Genomic DNA, 15,458 nt, shown 5'->3' on the forward strand with positions numbered 1-15,458 from the left:
GCAGGCGGCCGTGGCCGTCAGCCCTTGGAGAGCTCGTCCTCGTTCGGGACCGCGCCGCCGAATCGGCGGTCCCGCTGGGCGAACTCCAGGCAGGCGCGCCACAGGTCGCGGCGGTCGAAGTCGGGCCAGAGCACGTCCTGGAAGACCATCTCGGCGTAAGCGCTCTGCCAGATCAGGTAGTTGGACGTGCGCTGCTCGCCGGACGGGCGGACGAAAAGGTCGACGTCCGGCATGTCCGGGTAGTAGAGGTACTTCGCGAAGGTCTTCTCCGAGACCTTCGCCGGGTCGAGCCGGCCCGCGGCGATGTCGCGCCCTATGGCCGCCGCCGCGTCGGCGATCTCCGCGCGGCCGCCGTAGTTGACGCAGAAGTACATCGTCATCGCGTCGTTGTCCTTGGTCTGCTCCTGCGCGACCTGGAGCTCCTCGACCACCGACTTCCACAGCTTCGGCATCCGCCCGGTCCAGCGGACCCGGATGCCCAGCTCGTCCATCTCGTCGCGGCGGCGGCGGATGACATCGCGGTTGAAGTTCATCAGGAAGCGCACCTCTTCGGGCGAGCGCTTCCAGTTCTCGGTCGAGAAGGCGTACAGGGAGAGGTTCTTGACGCCCATCTCCAGGCAGCCCTTGAGGACGTCCATGACGACGCCCTCGCCGACCTTGTGGCCCTCGGTGCGCGGCAGCCCGCGCTCCTTCGCCCAGCGGCCGTTGCCGTCCATGACGATGGCCACGTGGTTGGGGACCAGTTCGCCGGGGATCTTCGGCGGCCGCGCCCCGGACGGATGCGGGTCCGGCGTGCGGTACTCGCGTCGGGAACGGCCCAGAATCCCGCGTCGTGCCATGCGTGCCACTTCTCCTCGATACCAGGGTTGCTTCTCTGGGTTACTTCTCTACGTAACGGAGGGAGCGGAGCCCCCGCTCCAGATGCCAGTGCAGATACGCCGCCACCAGGCCGCTGCCCTCCCGGACGTGCCGCGCCTCGCACGCGTCCGCCGTCGCCCAGTCCCCGGTCAGCAGCGCGCCGAGGAGCCCGATCGACTCCGAGGAGGGTACGACGCTTCCGGGCACCCGGCAGTCACCGCACACCACACCGCCCGCGGCCACCGAGAAGAATCGGTTCGGTCCGGGCATTCCGCACTTGGCGCAGGCGTGGAAGCTGGGCGCGTAGCCGTTGACGGCGAGGGAGCGCAGCAGGAACGCGTCGAGGATCAGGTGCGGGGCGTGCTCCCCCGCGGCGAGCGTCCGCAGGCCGCCGACGAGCAGCAGATACTGCTGCACGGCGGGCTCGCCCTCGTGGTCGGTGAACCGCTCGGCGGTCTCCAGCATGGCGGTGCCCGCGGTGTAGCGGGCGTAGTCGGTGACGATGCCGCCGCCGTACGCCGCGATGGTCTCGCTCTGGGTGCACAGCGGCAGGCCGCGGCCGACGAGCTCGCCGCCGCGCGCGAAGAACTGCACGTCCACGTGCGAGAACGGCTCCAGCCGCGCCCCGAACTTCGACTTCGTCCGCCGCACGCCGCGGGCCACGGCCCGCACGCGCCCGTGCCCCCGGGTCAGCAGCGTGATGATCCGGTCCGCCTCGCCCAGCTTCTGGGTGCGAAGGACGATGCCGTCGTCGCGGAACAGACTCATCGTCCACACCACCGGGTGTCCGGCCGGGGGTCCGGGGGTTGCCCCCCGGGAGACGGCGCCTGGGTGCGAAGGACGATGCCGTCGTCGCGGAACAGACTCATGGGGCCATTCTCCCGTACGGCCGGGGGTGCCCCGGGCGCCGGGCGGGACGGCGGGGGTCCGGGGCGTTGGAGAATGTCGGCATGTTGATCTTCCCGTCGCTCCGGAACCCCTTGCCGACACTCGCCATGGGCGTGGCCGGCCTCGGACTGGCCGTCGTCGCGGCCTTTCTGCTGGGCGTCACCGTGCCCGGCAAGCGGGCCGACGCCTGGGCCTTCGCGACGGCCCCCGCCTGCCTGCCGGACGAGCCCTCCACGGAGTGCCGGAAGACCGTCCCGGCCACCGTGGAGAAGACCGAGACGACGAGCGACGGCGGGACGGAGCACCACTGGCTCACGCTGACCGGGCCCGACCGGGGCTCCCACCGCGTGGACATGAGCCGGTCGGCGTCGGTCTTCGGCGCGGTCAGGCGCGGTGACCGGGTGGCGATGACGTCGTGGCGGGGCAAGGTCCGCTACGTCGACTTCCGCGGCATGCGGCAGGACGCCACCGACCGCCCCAAGGAGGCGTACCGCCTCCCGCTGGGCACCGGCCTGGCGCTGCTGCCGCTGAGCGCGATGTTCCTCTGGTTCGCCCAGGGACTCGCCCGCCGGGCCGCGGACGCCCCGGCGCGCACCCTGTGGCAGATCAGCGTCGCGATCGCGTCGGGCATCTGCCTGGCGCTCATCGCCTTCTTCGCGCCCCTCGCCACGGACACGGTCTCCACGGCCCTGCTGCTCAGCGCCGTGGCCGCGTTCCCCGTGGCCATCGCCGGCCTGTGGCTGATCCGGCAGCAGCGGCGGCGCCCCACGGGCCGCAGGCGGCGGACGGGGCGGCGGCCGAACCCGTCCCGCGCGTGAGGACGTCCTACGACGGGGTGCGGGCCGAGGCCAGCAGGCGGTCCGTGTCCTCCGGGCGCAGGAGCAGGGCCCGGCCCACCGTCGCCAGGACCTCGCGCTCGGCGGGGCGGTAGGGGCCGTCGGCCAGCGCGATGCGGGCGCCCTGGAGGAGGATCGATTCCCGGCCGGCCGGGGCGAGGTGCGGGGCGAGCGGCTCCAGCGCCTCGTGGAGCTCGATGGCCAGGGCCGTGCCGCGGGGGTCGAAGCCGTCGCGGCCGCAGCCGCCGTCGCCGAGGCCGCCGCCGCTCGGATACATCCCGGGGAGCCGGCCGGTGTCCGCCGCGAGCGCCTCGATCAGGGTGATCAGCTGTTCCTCGCTGCAGTCGACGAAGCCCGCGGCGCGCACCGCGCCGACCGCGGCCCTGCGGACCGTACGCGCCTCGGTGCCGCCCGCGGCGAGGACGGCGAGGGCGACGGTGTGCACGGCGTCGCGGAGCATCGCGGAGAAGCGCGTGGTGGTGGGGTGGTCGAGGATGTCCGTGCTGTAGCGGGCGCGGCAGGCGGTGCACTCGACGACCGGGCCGACCGGCCCGCGCGGCAGCAGCGGCACGCCGAAGGCGACGAGCCGGCGGCGGCCCGTACGGCGGCGGTAGTTGCGGTCGCCGCCGCATCCGGGGCAGTAGAACTCGCCGTCGCCGACGGTGCGCCATACGGTGCGTACGCCCACCACACACCGGTCCGGACCGGATCGGCCTCGCGCGTGCATCACGGCGGAACCTCCATAACGCTGCGGCCTCGTCGCCGCGTTGACGTGATGTTAGCCACATCGTTGATGTGGCGTCAGTACCCCGTGCGCAGACTTCGGGCGGCAGTGGGGCGAACACGCCACCGGGCCACCGGATACGGTGGTTTCGGTGGCATGTTCTTGACGGGCGGCTCGTCCGTGCCACCGCTTCGCGGCCGGTGTTCTCGATCGCCGGCCGGGCTGAAATGCCGCAGGCGGACGCTCACATGCGGCAACTGGAGCCCGTCCGGCGATCGAGGACGCGCCCGCAGGGCGCTACCTGCCGCGAGTGGCGACCGGCCCGCGGCCGACGCGCAGGGCGAGGACCTGGTTTTCGCCGCGTCAGCGGCGCGACGCCCTGTTCACCGCCGAGACGACCGCCTTGATCGAGGCGCGCGTGGTGTTGGGGTCGGTGCCGATGCCCCACAGCACCTTGCCGTCGATCACGCACTCGATGTACGAGGCGGCGCGGGCGCTCGCGCCCTCGCTCATGGTGTGCTCGGAGTAGTCCAGCAGGCGGGCGTCGACCCCGATCGCGGCGAGCGCGTCGAAGAAGGCGGAGATCGGGCCGTTGCCGGTGCCGGTCAGCACGGTGTCCACGCCGTCCACGACCGCCTCGACGGTGAGCGCGTCGGTGCCCTCGCTGGTGGTCGAGGTCTGGTGGGAGCGCAGCGCGATCCGGCCCCAGGGGTTGTCGTCGGTGGGCAGGTACTCGTCCTGGAAGACCGACCAGATCTCCTGCGGGGTGACCTCGCCGCCCTCGGCGTCGGTCTTCGCCTGGATGATCCGGGAGAACTCGATCTGCATCCGGCGCGGCAGGTCCAGCTTGTGGTCGTTCTTCAGGACGTAGGCGATACCGCCCTTGCCGGACTGCGAGTTGACGCGGATGACCGCCTCGTACGAGCGTCCGACGTCCTTCGGGTCGATGGGCAGATAGGGGACGGCCCACTCGATGTCGTCCACGGTCTTCCCGGCGGCGGCAGCGGTGGCCTCCATCGCCTCGAAGCCCTTCTTGATGGCGTCCTGGTGGGAGCCGGAGAAGGCGGTGTAGACCAGGTCGCCCGCGTAGGGGTGGCGCGGGTGGACCTCCATCTGGTTGCAGTATTCGGCGGTGCGGCGGACCTCGTCGATCTGCGAGAAGTCGATCTGCGGGTCGACGCCCTGGGAGAAGAGGTTCATGCCCAGGGTGACCAGGTCGACGTTGCCGGTGCGCTCGCCCTGCCCGAAGAGGCAGCCCTCGACGCGGTCGGCGCCCGCCATGACCGCCAGCTCGGCGGCGGCGACGGCCGTGCCGCGGTCGTTGTGGGGGTGGGCGGAGAGGCAGATGTGCTCGCGCCGGGACAGGTGCCGCGACATCCACTCGAAGCGGTCGGCGTGGGTGCTGGGGGTCGACCGCTCCACCGTGGCCGGCAGATTGAGGATGATCTCCCGCCCGGCCTCGGGCTGCCAGACGTCCATGACGCCCTCGCAGACCTCCAGGGCGAAGTCCAGCTCGGTGTCGGTGAAGATCTCGGGGCTGTACTGGTAGCCGAAGACCGTGTCGTCGCCGAGGATCTTCTCGGCGTACTCCACGACCAGCCGGGTGCCGTCCACCGCGATCTGCTTGACCTGCTCGCGGGAGCCGCGGAAGACCACCCGGCGGAAGACGGGCGCGGTGGCGTTGTAGAGGTGGACGGTCGCGCGGTGGGCGCCGCGCAGCGACTGAACGGTCCGCTCGATCAGCTCCTCGCGGGCCTGGGTGAGGACGGAGATCGTCACGTCCTCGGGGATCGCGCCGTCCTCGATGATCGACCGCACGAAGTCGAAGTCGGTGGCGCCGGAGGAGGGGAAGCCGACCTCGATCTCCTTGTAGCCCATGCGCACCAGCAGGTCGAACATCTCGCGCTTGCGGGCCGGGGACATCGGGTCGATCAGGGCCTGGTTGCCGTCGCGCAGGTCGGTGGAGAGCCAGCGGGGGGCGGCGGTGATGCGCCGGTCGGGCCAGGTGCGGTCGGGGAGGTCGACCGCTTCGTACGGCCCGTATTTGTGGACCGGCATCCCCGAGGGGCGCTGGGTCACGGTCGCCGCGGTGACGGGTGTGGGAGGGCGTACGGCCGCGATCTGGGGGGTGCGGGGCTCGGGCATCTGCGTGGGGCTCCTCGTATGGTCCGCTGGGCGGCCGACGGGGCGGGTCACCGGCAAGTGACCGCAACACCGAACTCCGCGGGGAGGGAGTCGGCCTACTGCAGACCCTCGCCGCGGCAGCTAAGGAGAAGCAGCCCGAAACGCATGATGCTCAGCACGATAACCGAGCCCGCCGCGCCATGGACCCCCCGTATCAGCATGCGGGACGCGATCACGGGACGGGCGGCCCGGGGGCCGGATATCCCGGGCGGCGCGGGGCCGATAAGGGAATGCGGAATTGCTGTCCCCTAAATAGTAACCAACCACTCGATTTCATTAATCGTGACGCAAGGCAGTGACAAACCGGAGGCCCGGTGCCACATTGCCGCCATGAAACCGGTGTTCTGCACGATCGTGCCTCCCCACATTCTCGACAGGCTCGCCCAGTCCGACGACCCCACCGTCCATGAACCCGCCCGGCGCACCCTCGAACACGACTCGGCCCACCGCACCCGCCGCCGGATCGCCACGCTCGGCGGTGCCGCGGGCCCGACGGGCACCCCGTCCGACCAACCCCAGCGCACGATCTTCGACGCCGGGCACCTGGAGACCGAGCCGGGTACCAAGGTGCACGCCGAGGGCGACGCCCCGTCCAAGGACGCGACCGTCAACCGTGCCAACGCCGGGCTCGGCGCCACCTTCGACTTCTATCTGAAGGTGTACGGGCGGCACTCCATCGACAACGCGGGACTGCCGCTGAATGCCACCGTCCATTACGGCACGAATTACGACAACGCCTTCTGGGACGGCACCCAGATGGTGTTCGGCGACGGCGACGGCGATCTCTTCGTCGACTTCACCATTCCGGTGGACGTCATCGGCCACGAGCTCACCCACGGCGTCACCCAGCACACGGCCAACCTGGAGTACTACGGCCAGTCGGGCGCGCTCAACGAGTCCCTCTCGGACGTCTTCGGCTCGCTGATCAAGCAGTACGCGCTCGGCCAGACCACCGACCAGGCCGACTGGCTGATCGGCTCGGGGCTGCTCGCGCCGCGGATCCACGGCACGGCGCTGCGGTCCATGAAGGCGCCGGGCACCGCCTACGACGACCCGCACCTGGGCAAGGACCCGCAGCCCGCCACGATGGACGACTTCGTCAGGACCTCGCGGGACAACGGCGGCGTGCACATCAATTCCGGCATCCCCAACCACGCCTTCTACCTCGTGGCGAGCGCGCTCGGGGGCCACGCCTGGGAGCGGGCCGGGAAGATCTGGTACGCCACGCTGACCGGCGGGCAGCTGGCCTCCGACGCCGACTTCGCGGAGTTCGCGCGGCTGACGGCGGCGACGGCCCGGAGCCTCTACGGCGAGGGGGACGCGATTTCGGCCGTTCTCAAGGCGTGGTCGCAGGTGGGGGTTCCCACCTCGTAAGGACGGCCTTACGGGGTAAGGATGGCGATATGCGGATTGCCATCACCCGAACCGGCGGTTTCACCGGAATCGAGCGTCGGGCCGAGCTGGACACCAGCTGCCGGCCCGACGCGACCCACCTGGAGGCCCTGGGCCACCGGGCACTGGCCCCCGGCCCCGACTCCCCCGGGCGCGGCGTCCCGGACGGCTTCCACTACGAGATCACCGTGGACGGCCGCTCGGTCCGCCTCGACGAACCCCACCTCACCCACGAGCAGCGCGAACTGATCCAGACGGTGCTCAAGGAAGGCGCGTGAGGGCGCCCGGTCGCCGGCCTCAGAACCCCAGCTTGCGCAGCTGCTTGGGGTCGCGCTGCCAGTCCTTCGCGACCTTCACATGCAGGTCGAGATAGACCGGGGTACCGAGGAGCGCCTCGATGTGCTTGCGGGACTTCATGCCGACCTCCTTCAGCCGGGAGCCCTTGGGACCGATGATGATCCCCTTCTGGCTGGGGCGCTCGATGTAGACGTTCGCGTGGATGTCCAGCAGCGGCTTGTTCGCCGGGCGGTCCTCGCGCGGCAGCATCTCCTCGACCACGACGGCGATCGAGTGCGGCAGCTCGTCCCGCACGCCCTCCAGCGCCGCCTCGCGGATCAGCTCGGCGACCATGATCTGCTCGGGCTCGTCGGTGAGATCGCCCTCGGGGTAGAGCGGCGGGCTCTCCGGCAGCATCGGCACCAGCAGGTCGGCGAGCAGCGACACCTGCTTGTCGCCCACGGCGGAGACCGGGATGATCTCGGCCCACTCGATGCCGAGCTCCTCGCCCAGCTGATGGATCGCGATCAGCTGCTCCGCGAGCGCCTTGGAGTCCACCAGGTCCGTCTTGGTGACGATGGCGACCTTGGGGGTCTTCTTGATGCCGGCCAGCTCGGAGGCGATGTAGCGGTCACCGGGGCCGAGCTTCTGGTCGGCGGGCAGGCAGAAGCCGATCACGTCGACCTCGGCCCACGTGGTGCGCACCACGTCGTTCAGCCGCTCGCCGAGCAGCGTCCGGGGCTTGTGCAGACCGGGCGTGTCCACCAGCACGAGCTGGGCGTCGGGGCGGTGCACGATGCCGCGCACGGTGTGGCGGGTGGTCTGCGGCCGGTTGGAGGTGATCGCGACCTTCGTCCCCACCAGTGCGTTGGTCAGGGTCGACTTGCCCGCGTTGGGGCGGCCGACGAAGCACGCGAAGCCCGCGCGGTGAGGGGCCTGGGACGGGGAGGAGGCTCTATCCATACTCGATATTCTCCCCGATCCCCCGGCGACCGCCGACCAGCGGTGGCCACGCCGGCCGGCGGCCCCGGGCTGCCGGGGCCGGGCCGCCCGGTCAGCCCGCCAGGAGCCTCGCGCGCAGCGCGCCGTCCGGGCCCGCCAGCAGCACGGGCGTCTCCGGGCCGCCCAGGTCCCGTACGGCCGCGCGGTCCGCGTCGGGGACGGCGTCGAGCTCGGAGACGACGGCCGCGGCCTCCAGCGACTTCGCGCCACTGGCCACGGCCATCGCGACGGCGGTCCGGAGGGCGCTCAGCCTGAGCGAGTCGAGCGCGACGGTCCCGGCGACATAGGTCCGGCCGGTCTCGTCGCGCACGGCGGCCCCCTCGGGGACGGCGTTGCGGGCGCGCGCGGAGCGGGCCAGCGTGATGATCTTGCGGTCTTCGGGGTCCAGCGTCTCCGTCATACGCGCGAGCATATGCAGCGCCCCGCGGGGAGCGGCAGCCGGACCGTACCCAGGCCGCTGCGTATGCCGGACCGCGACGCGTGCCGGACCGTACGCGGGAAGGGCTCAGCCCGCCGAAGGGCTCAGCCCGCGACCGAGTACATCCCGCGGCGGCCCTCCGGCGAGGTGAGCCACTCGACCTTGGCCGCCGTGCCCGACTCCGGCACCGGGTTGTGCAGCACGATCGTCAGGTCCGGGCGGGCCGGGACGCGCAGCTGGGTGCTCTCGAAATACAGCGCGCCGACCAGCGGGTGCTCCAGCTCCTTGACCAGCTGGCCGCCCTCGTGCACGTCACCGCGCGCCCACAGCTCGGCGAACTCCTCGCTCTGCTCGGAGAGTTCGTCGACGATCACCTGGAAGCCCTCGTCGTCGGGGCGCTCCGACCAGGTGGAGCGGAACTGCGCGACGACGCGGTGGGCGTTGTCGTCCCAGTTCGCGGCCCGCGCGCGGTAGACGGGGTCGGTGAAGAACGTCATCAGGCAGTTCTGCACGGTCTCCTGGCGGAAGCCCATGACCGCCCCGGCCGCCTCGTTGTAGGCGACGATGTTCCAGTACGGGTCCATCATGTGCGCCGGGTAGGGCATCCAGGCGTCGATGAGCCGGTGCAGCCCCGCGCACAGATACTCCGCGTCGTACTCCGACTCCGGCAGCGGCGGGTTCAGCCCGGCCAGGGCGTAGAGGTGGCGGCGCTCCGCTCCCGCCAGCTTCAGCACGCGCGCGACGGAGTCGAGCACCTGCGGCGAGACGGTGATCTCCCGCCCCTGCTCCAGCCACTGGTACCAGGAAGCGCCGACCCCGGCGAGCACGGCCACCTCCTCGCGGCGCAGCCCGGGGGTGCGGCGCCGGGCGCCGCCGTCCGGCAGGCCGGCCTCCGCCGGGCTCACCCGGGCCCGACGGCTCATCAGGAACTCACGCAGCTCCTGACGCCGACGCGATTTGGGGCCCCGCGCCCCCATTGGCGCGGTCCGCGCTTCGATCGAACTGGCTGACAACGGCTCCCCCTCGCCTGGTGGTACGGGCACCACCATAAGCACTGTCTCCCCACGGCTATTCCGTACGCCGGAGGGTGCTGCCCATGGCGATCGACAGTTCCCCTCCCCTGACCACCTCCCCGCCGGCGGCGGCCGACGGCATGACCACCCGCGCGAAGATGATCCTGCTGGTGCTCTGCGCCGCGCAGTTCATCATCGCGCTCGACTTCTCCATCCTGAACGTGGCGCTGCCCGTCCTCGGTGACGACCTGGGCATGGGACAAGCCGATCTCCAGTGGGCGGTCACCGCGTGCGCGCTCCCCGCGGGCGGCTTCCTGCTGCTCTTCGGCCGGATCGCCGACCGCTACGGGCGGCGCAAGCTCTTCCTGACCGGCCTCGCCCTCTTCACCCTGGCCTCCGTGCTCGCCACGCTCGCCTCGAACCCGGCGGTCTTCCTCCTCGGCCGCGCCTTCCAGGGGCTGGGCTCGGCCGTCATCGTGCCGACCGGCATGTCCCTGCTGACCACCACCTTCGCCGAGGGCCCGCAGCGCGAGAAGGCGCTCGGCATCAGCGGCACCCTGCTCTCCCTCGGCTACACCGTCGGCATGGTGCTCGGCGGCGTGATGACGGACGCCCTGGGCTGGCGCTCCACGATGGGCCTGCTGGCCGTGGCCGGCATCGGCATCCTGGCCGTCGCCCCCGGTCTGCTGACCGAGTCCCGGCACCCGCGGCGGCCGCGCGTCGACGTCCCGGGCGCGGTGACCGTGACCGGCGGCCTGCTGGCCCTGATCTACGCCCTGTCGACCGCCGCCCAGCGCGGCTTCGGCGGCGCCGACGTGATCGTCGCCCTGGTCGCCGGGATCGCCCTGCTCGTCCTCTTCGTGGCCGTGGAGTCGCGGGCCGCGGAGCCGCTGGTCTCGCTGCCGATGCTGCGGCGGCGGACGGTCGCCTGGGGGAACCTCGCCGGGCTGACCACCTTCTCGATGATGAGCGCGGTCATCTTCCTGCTCACCCTCTACCTCCAGGAGGTCCTGGAGCTCTCGCCCTTCCGCACGGGCCTGGTCTTCGGCGTGCAGGGCGCCTTCGCGGCCCTCGCCGGGGTGACCGCCCCGAAGGTCATCGCCCGCCTCGGGGCCCACAGGACGCTGGTGACGGGCCTGGTCATCCAGGCCGTCTTCACCGCCACCCTGCTCGGCCTGGGCCTCGGCCGGTCCGGCGCGTGGCTGGCGCTGGCCGGGGTGACGATCGCCTGCGTCGGCCATCTGTGGGCGATCGTGTCCTACGGCGTCACCGCGACGTCGGGCCTGCCGGACGCCGAACAGGGCCTGGCGACGGGCCTGGTCACCAGCTCCCAGCAGGTGGGCCTGACCCTCGGCATCCCGCTGCTGAGCGCTCTGTCCTCGGCGCGCATCGCTTCGCTGCGGGACGGGGGCTCGTCCTTCGCGTCTTCGACGCTGGGGGGTATCCGGCTGGGGCTGGGGGCGGATGCGGTGGTGGTCGCGGTGCTCGCCGTGGTGGTGGCGGTGGGCTTGCGACGGCGCTCCGCGGCCTGACCGGTTGCTTCTGGGGTGCGGGTCCGTTGGCCTGCGGCGCTTTGTTCCCCTACCCCGCCCCTTCCCGAAACCGGGGAGGCCCCGGACCCCCGCAACACGCTTCGCGCGTTGTCCTCAAACGCCGGACAGGCTGAATGTGCTGACTACGGTCCGCACAACCAGCCCGTCCGGCGATTGAGGACGCGCCCGCAGGGCGCTCCCGCCGCACGCGCAAGCAACCCGCACCCGGCAACGGCGCCCAGCCCAAGCCCACCCCTACGACCGCACCGGTTCGACAAGCACCGTCACAATCCGGTTCCGCCTCCCCGCCGCCGCCTCAGCCGTGAGCCGCAGAGCCCGCATCTCCCCCACATCGGCGAGGCCGTAATCCGCCAGCCCCACCTCCGCCACCGCCCCGGCGATGGGCACCCGTCCCAGCGCCTTGGCCAGCAGCCCGCCCACCGTCTCCACGTCCTCGTCGTCCAGCGCCAAGCCGTAGAGCTCGCCGAGGTCGCCGATGTCGAGGCGGGCGGTGACGCGGTAGCGGCCGTCGCCGAGTTCCTCGACGGGCGGCAGTTCGCGGTCGTACTCGTCGGTGATCTCGCCGACGATCTCCTCGAGGATGTCCTCGATGGTGACGATGCCGGCCGTGCCGCCGTACTCGTCGATGACGACCGCGCAGTGGTTGCGCTGCTGCTGCATCTCGCGCAGCAGGTCGCCCGCGTTCTTGGTGTCGGGGACGAAGACCGCGGGCCGCATCGCGGTCGAGACCAGCTCGGATTCCGCGTCGCGGCTGATGTGCGTCTTGCGGGCGAGGTCCTTGAGATAGACGACACCGACGATGTCGTCCTCGCTCTCGCCGGTCACCGGTATCCGGGAGAAGCCGGAGCGCAGCGCCAGCGTGAGTGCCTGACGGATCGTCTTGCCGCGCTCGATGACGACGAGGTCGGTGCGGGGCACCATCACCTCGCGGACGAGGGTGTCGCCGAGCTCGAAGACGGAGTGCACCATGCGGCGCTCGTCGTCCTCGATGAGCGACTCCTTCTCCGCGAGGTCGACCATCGCCCGCAGCTCCGCCTCGGAGGCGAAGGGGCCCTTGCGGAAGCCCTTGCCGGGGGTGAAGGCGTTGCCGAGGAGGATCAGCAGCTGCGGCACCGGGCCCATGATCCGAGCGAGCGGCAGCAGGACGTACGCGGCGGCGGTCGCGGTGCCCAGCGGGTGCTGGGCACCGATCGTGCGCGGGGAGACGCCGACGGCCACATAGCTGACGAGGACCATCACCGCGATGGCGACGGTCAGCGCCTGCCAGGTGGCCTCGAACTCGCGCAGGCAGGCGTAGGTGACGACGACGCCCGCCGCCATCTCGCAGGCGACGCGCACCAGCAGCGCCACGTTGAGATAACGGGTGGGATCGGCGGCGACGGCCATCAGCCGGGCGCTGCCGCGCCGCCCCGACCGCACGGCCTCCTCGGCCCGGAACCGGGTGGTCCGGGCGAGGCCGGCCTCGGCGCAGGCGGCGAGCCAGGCGACGACGAGCAGCAGGACCGCGACCGCGATCAGCCGGCCGGTCACGTGAACGTCGGAGCCGGGGACGGCCCCTCGATCCCGCGCTCGGCGCGCCAGCCGTCGATGATGGCGGCCTGGAGGCCGAACATCTCGGCCTTCTCTTCGGGCTCCTCGTGGTCGTAGCCGAGGAGGTGGAGCACGCCGTGGACGGTGAGGAGCTGGAGCTCCTCGTCCATGGAGTGGCCGGTCGGCGCCTCCTGCCCCTGCTTCCGCGCCACCTCCGGGCAGAGCACGATGTCGCCGAGCAGGCCCTGCGGGGGCTCGTCGTCGTCCTTGGCGGGCGGGCGCAGCTCGTCCATCGGGAAGGACATCACGTCGGTCGGGCCGGGGAGGTCCATCCACTGGATGTGGAGCTGCTCCATGGCTTCGGCGTCGACGACGATGACCGAGAGTTCGGAGAGCGGGTGGATACGCATCCGGGCGAGGGCGTAGCGGGCGACATCGAGGACGGCCTGCTCGTCGATGTCCGTGCCGGATTCGTTGTTGACGTCGATTGCCATGGGTCTACGCGACTTACTTTCCGTTGCGGCTGTCGTACTGCTCGTACGCGTCGACAATACGGCCGACCAGCTTGTGCCGGACCACGTCGTTGCTGGTGAGCCGCGAGAAGTGGACGTCCTCCACGCCTTCGAGGATCTCCTGCACCTGCCGCAGACCGCTCTTGCTGCCGCCCGGGAGGTCGACCTGGGTGATGTCACCGGTGATGACGATCTTCGAGTCGAAGCCGAGGCGGGTGAGGAACATCTTCATCTGCTCGGGGCTGGTGTTCTGGGCCTCGTCCAGGATGATGAAGGCGTCGTTCAACGTCCTTCCACGCATATATGCGAGCGGCGCCACCTCGATCGTGCCCGCCGCCATCAGACGGGGAATCGAGTCGGGGTCGAGCATGTCGTGCAGCGCGTCGTAGAGCGGGCGCAGATACGGGTCGATCTTCTCGTAGAGCGTGCCGGGCAGGAAGCCGAGGCGCTCGCCGGCCTCGACGGCCGGGCGGGTCAGGATGATCCGGTTGACCTGCTTGGACTGCAGGGCCTGGACCGCCTTGGCCATGGCCAGATAGGTCTTTCCGGTGCCCGCGGGGCCGATGCCGAAGACGACCGTGTGCTTGTCGATGGCGTCGACGTAGCGCTTCTGGTTGAGCGTCTTGGGGCGGATGGTGCGGCCCCGGCTGGAAAGGATGTTCTGCGTGAGGACCTCGGCGGGGGTCTCCGCCGCGCCCGTCCCCCCGGCTTCGTCGCGCAGCATGGCGATCGAGCGTTCCACCGCGTCCTCCGTCATCGGCTGTCCGGTGCGGAGCACCAGCATCATCTCGTCGAACAGGCGCTGCACGAGGGCGACTTCCCGCGGCTCCCCGGTGGCGCTTACCTCGTTGCCCCGCACGTGTATGTCCGTGCCGGGGAACGCCTTCTCGATCACGCGCAGGAGCGAGTCCCCGGAGCCCAGGACCGTCACCATGGGGTGCTTGGCGGGGACGGTGAACCGGGCGGTCGCCTGCGGCTGTGTGGGTGTCTGAGTCATGGGCCGGCTCTGGGGCCTGCTCATCCCTCTTTCCGTGTCCGTCTGGGTCTGACTGCTGTGTCTTCAGGGTACGTCGGGAGACCGACAGGTCAGAGGGGATTTACGGCTGGCGGAAGCCCAGCGTGGGCACCGCCCGGCGCAGCGGCCAGGGCCGGGCCGCCGCGGGCAGGATGCCGTCGAGGAAGGCGTAGCGGCGCAGGGCGGCCGGGGGCTGGTCGTCGAAGGACCGCGCGTGCTTCCACCAGGCGGCGATCTCCACCCAGCCGGGCGCGGACAGTGACCCTCCGAATTCCTGTACGGACAGGGCGGCGGTCAGGCCCGCGAAGGCGAGGCGGTCGGCGAGCGGCCAGCCCGCGAGGGTGCCGGTGACGAAGCCCGCGACGAAGACGTCGCCCGCGCCGGTGGGGTCGAGCGCCTCGACCGCGATGGCGGGCACCTCGGCGCTCTCGCCCGTGGCGCTGTCGACGGCGTACGCGCCCCTCTCCCCCATGGTGACGACGGCGACCGGCACCTTCTCGGCCAGCGCGCGGGCGGCGGCGCGCGGGCAGTCCGTGCGGGTGTAGCGCATGGCCTCCTCGGCGTTGGGCAGGAACGCCTCGCAGTGCTCCAGGTCGGCGAGGTCGGCGGGGTCCCAGCGGCCGGTCTCGTCCCAGCCGACGTCGGCGAAGACCCGGCTGCCCCGGCGGGCGGCGTGTCCGATCCACTCCTCCTGCCGGCCGGGCACCAGGAGGGCGACGGCGGCGCGGGCCGGGGGCGGGCACTCGGGGGCGGGCTCCTCGGGCGGCGGCGCCTCGTGCCCGTGGGAGACCATCGTCCGCTCGCCCTCGTAGGCCATGGAGACGGTGACCGGGGAGTGCCAGCCGGGGACCGTGCGGGAGAGGCCGAGGTCGATGCCCTCACCGCGGGAGAGGGCTTCCCAGCAGTACTCGCCGTACATGTCGTCGCCGAAGGCGGCGGCGAGCGAGGTGCGCAGGCCCAGCCGGGCGAGGGCGGTGGCCATGTTGGCGATGCCGCCGGGGCTCGATCCCATGCCGCGCGCCCAGGACTCGGTGCCGCGCACGGGGGCGGAGTCCAGGCCGGTGAAGATGATGTCGAGGAAGACCGTGCCGGTCAGATAGACGTCGGTCTCCGGATCGCCCGCGGCCCGCACGTCCGTGAGCGGGTCGAGGACGGGCACGGCCGTTCCGGCGAACTCGTCCGCGCGCCCACCCCCCTGCAAGCGCTCGCCGGGGAAAGCCGACTGCGGTGCCGCATGAGGCGAAATGATCGTCATGC

15 protein-coding genes are annotated in these 15,458 nt (G+C 71.6%); 4 read left to right on the forward strand and 11 right to left on the reverse strand.

Features of this window, described 5'->3' with window-relative positions; all coding sequences use genetic code 11:
- Nucleotides 1–17: 17 nt before the first annotated feature.
- Nucleotides 18–839 (reverse strand): isoprenyl transferase, encoded by an 822-nt coding sequence (locus tag ACZ4A5_RS03075; protein WP_467577808.1) that lies wholly within the window; start codon nucleotides 837–839, stop codon nucleotides 18–20.
- 40 nt (nucleotides 840–879) lie between these two features.
- Nucleotides 880–1,626, reverse strand: coding sequence for a DNA repair protein RecO (gene recO / locus ACZ4A5_RS03080; protein ID WP_398871694.1), 747 nt, complete (start codon nucleotides 1,624–1,626; stop codon nucleotides 880–882).
- A 182-nt stretch (nucleotides 1,627–1,808) separates the two neighbouring features.
- On the opposite strand from recO, the gene ACZ4A5_RS03085 reads away from it, so the two are divergent.
- Complete coding sequence (locus tag ACZ4A5_RS03085; protein ID WP_467577813.1) at nucleotides 1,809–2,564, forward strand: hypothetical protein; 756 nt, start codon at nucleotides 1,809–1,811, stop codon at nucleotides 2,562–2,564.
- A gap of 7 nt (nucleotides 2,565–2,571) precedes the next feature.
- On the opposite strand, the gene ACZ4A5_RS03090 is transcribed toward ACZ4A5_RS03085, so the two are convergent.
- Together ACZ4A5_RS03090 and leuA are read right to left on the reverse strand one after the other, a co-directional pair.
- The gene (locus ACZ4A5_RS03090) at nucleotides 2,572–3,309 is read right to left on the reverse strand and encodes a TerB family tellurite resistance protein (protein WP_467578142.1); all 738 of its coding nucleotides are present in this window, start codon (nucleotides 3,307–3,309) and stop codon (nucleotides 2,572–2,574) included.
- Nucleotides 3,310–3,669: 360 nt separating this feature from the next.
- Nucleotides 3,670–5,451 (reverse strand): 2-isopropylmalate synthase, encoded by a 1,782-nt coding sequence (gene leuA, locus ACZ4A5_RS03095; RefSeq protein ID WP_467577816.1) that lies wholly within the window; start codon nucleotides 5,449–5,451, stop codon nucleotides 3,670–3,672.
- 369 nt (nucleotides 5,452–5,820) lie between these two features.
- Here leuA and ACZ4A5_RS03100 point away from each other — a divergent pair, with 369 nt between their 5' ends.
- The gene (locus ACZ4A5_RS03100; RefSeq protein ID WP_467577818.1) at nucleotides 5,821–6,864 is read left to right on the forward strand and encodes a M4 family metallopeptidase; all 1,044 of its coding nucleotides are present in this window, start codon (nucleotides 5,821–5,823) and stop codon (nucleotides 6,862–6,864) included.
- A gap of 29 nt (nucleotides 6,865–6,893) precedes the next feature.
- Nucleotides 6,894–7,160, forward strand: coding sequence for a protealysin inhibitor emfourin (locus tag ACZ4A5_RS03105; RefSeq protein WP_467577820.1), 267 nt, complete (start codon nucleotides 6,894–6,896; stop codon nucleotides 7,158–7,160).
- A gap of 19 nt (nucleotides 7,161–7,179) precedes the next feature.
- Here the strand turns inward: ACZ4A5_RS03105 and era are convergent, their stop codons facing one another.
- The 3 genes from era to ACZ4A5_RS03120 form a co-directional block, all read right to left on the reverse strand.
- Nucleotides 7,180–8,121, reverse strand: a complete 942-nt coding sequence (gene era / locus ACZ4A5_RS03110; RefSeq protein WP_361527312.1) for a GTPase Era — start codon at nucleotides 8,119–8,121, stop codon at nucleotides 7,180–7,182.
- A gap of 91 nt (nucleotides 8,122–8,212) precedes the next feature.
- Nucleotides 8,213–8,560: a cytidine deaminase gene (locus ACZ4A5_RS03115; protein WP_467577823.1), complete on the reverse strand. Its 348-nt coding sequence runs from the start codon at nucleotides 8,558–8,560 to the stop codon at nucleotides 8,213–8,215.
- 122 nt (nucleotides 8,561–8,682) lie between these two features.
- Nucleotides 8,683–9,501 carry a helix-turn-helix transcriptional regulator gene (locus ACZ4A5_RS03120; RefSeq protein ID WP_467577825.1) on the reverse strand — a complete coding sequence of 273 codons (819 nt, stop codon included), beginning with the start codon at nucleotides 9,499–9,501 and terminating at the stop codon, nucleotides 8,683–8,685.
- 173 nt (nucleotides 9,502–9,674) lie between these two features.
- Here ACZ4A5_RS03120 and ACZ4A5_RS03125 point away from each other — a divergent pair, with 173 nt between their 5' ends.
- Nucleotides 9,675–11,123, forward strand: a complete 1,449-nt coding sequence (locus ACZ4A5_RS03125) for an MFS transporter (RefSeq protein ID WP_467577827.1) — start codon at nucleotides 9,675–9,677, stop codon at nucleotides 11,121–11,123.
- A gap of 255 nt (nucleotides 11,124–11,378) precedes the next feature.
- Here ACZ4A5_RS03125 and ACZ4A5_RS03130 read toward each other — a convergent pair whose 3' ends face one another.
- The 4 genes from ACZ4A5_RS03130 to ACZ4A5_RS03145 all read right to left on the reverse strand — a co-directional run bounded on the left by ACZ4A5_RS03130 (nucleotide 11,379) and on the right by ACZ4A5_RS03145 (nucleotide 15,456).
- Nucleotides 11,379–12,674 carry a hemolysin family protein gene (locus ACZ4A5_RS03130; protein ID WP_467577830.1) on the reverse strand — a complete coding sequence of 432 codons (1,296 nt, stop codon included), beginning with the start codon at nucleotides 12,672–12,674 and terminating at the stop codon, nucleotides 11,379–11,381.
- On the reverse strand, nucleotides 12,671–13,168 hold the full coding sequence (gene ybeY, locus ACZ4A5_RS03135) for an rRNA maturation RNase YbeY (RefSeq protein ID WP_467577832.1): 498 nt from the start codon (nucleotides 13,166–13,168) through the stop codon (nucleotides 12,671–12,673). Before ybeY ends, ACZ4A5_RS03130 begins: the two co-directional genes overlap by 4 nt.
- 13 nt (nucleotides 13,169–13,181) lie before the next feature.
- Nucleotides 13,182–14,183, reverse strand: coding sequence for a PhoH family protein (locus ACZ4A5_RS03140; RefSeq protein ID WP_467577834.1), 1,002 nt, complete (start codon nucleotides 14,181–14,183; stop codon nucleotides 13,182–13,184).
- Nucleotides 14,184–14,283: 100 nt separating this feature from the next.
- Nucleotides 14,284–15,456 carry a carbohydrate kinase family protein gene (locus ACZ4A5_RS03145; protein WP_467577837.1) on the reverse strand — a complete coding sequence of 391 codons (1,173 nt, stop codon included), beginning with the start codon at nucleotides 15,454–15,456 and terminating at the stop codon, nucleotides 14,284–14,286.
- Between the last annotated feature and the right edge of the window lie 2 nt (nucleotides 15,457–15,458).

Source organism: Streptomyces sp. NPDC025618 (assembly GCF_055558795.1).

Bases quoted from the DNA above. Each gene is read 5' to 3' on its own strand.
- recO (WP_398871694.1), bottom strand. From the start codon at position 1,626: ATGAGTCTGTTCCGCGACGACGGCATCGTCCTTCGCACCCAGAAGCTG.
- ybeY (WP_467577832.1), bottom strand. From the start codon at position 13,168: ATGGCAATCGACGTCAACAACGAATCCGGCACGGACATCGACGAGCAG.
- ACZ4A5_RS03125 (WP_467577827.1), top strand. From the start codon at position 9,675: ATGGCGATCGACAGTTCCCCTCCCCTGACCACCTCCCCGCCGGCGGCG.
- ACZ4A5_RS03075 (WP_467577808.1), bottom strand. From the start codon at position 839: ATGGCACGACGCGGGATTCTGGGCCGTTCCCGACGCGAGTACCGCACG.
- ACZ4A5_RS03105 (WP_467577820.1), top strand. From the start codon at position 6,894: ATGCGGATTGCCATCACCCGAACCGGCGGTTTCACCGGAATCGAGCGT.
- ACZ4A5_RS03100 (WP_467577818.1), top strand. From the start codon at position 5,821: ATGAAACCGGTGTTCTGCACGATCGTGCCTCCCCACATTCTCGACAGG.
- ACZ4A5_RS03120 (WP_467577825.1), bottom strand. From the start codon at position 9,501: ATGAGCCGTCGGGCCCGGGTGAGCCCGGCGGAGGCCGGCCTGCCGGAC.
- ACZ4A5_RS03085 (WP_467577813.1), top strand. From the start codon at position 1,809: ATGTTGATCTTCCCGTCGCTCCGGAACCCCTTGCCGACACTCGCCATG.
- ACZ4A5_RS03090 (WP_467578142.1), bottom strand. From the start codon at position 3,309: ATGCACGCGCGAGGCCGATCCGGTCCGGACCGGTGTGTGGTGGGCGTA.
- era (WP_361527312.1), bottom strand. From the start codon at position 8,121: ATGGATAGAGCCTCCTCCCCGTCCCAGGCCCCTCACCGCGCGGGCTTC.
- leuA (WP_467577816.1), bottom strand. From the start codon at position 5,451: ATGCCCGAGCCCCGCACCCCCCAGATCGCGGCCGTACGCCCTCCCACA.
- ACZ4A5_RS03145 (WP_467577837.1), bottom strand. From the start codon at position 15,456: ATGACGATCATTTCGCCTCATGCGGCACCGCAGTCGGCTTTCCCCGGC.
- ACZ4A5_RS03115 (WP_467577823.1), bottom strand. From the start codon at position 8,560: ATGACGGAGACGCTGGACCCCGAAGACCGCAAGATCATCACGCTGGCC.
- ACZ4A5_RS03140 (WP_467577834.1), bottom strand. From the start codon at position 14,183: ATGACTCAGACACCCACACAGCCGCAGGCGACCGCCCGGTTCACCGTC.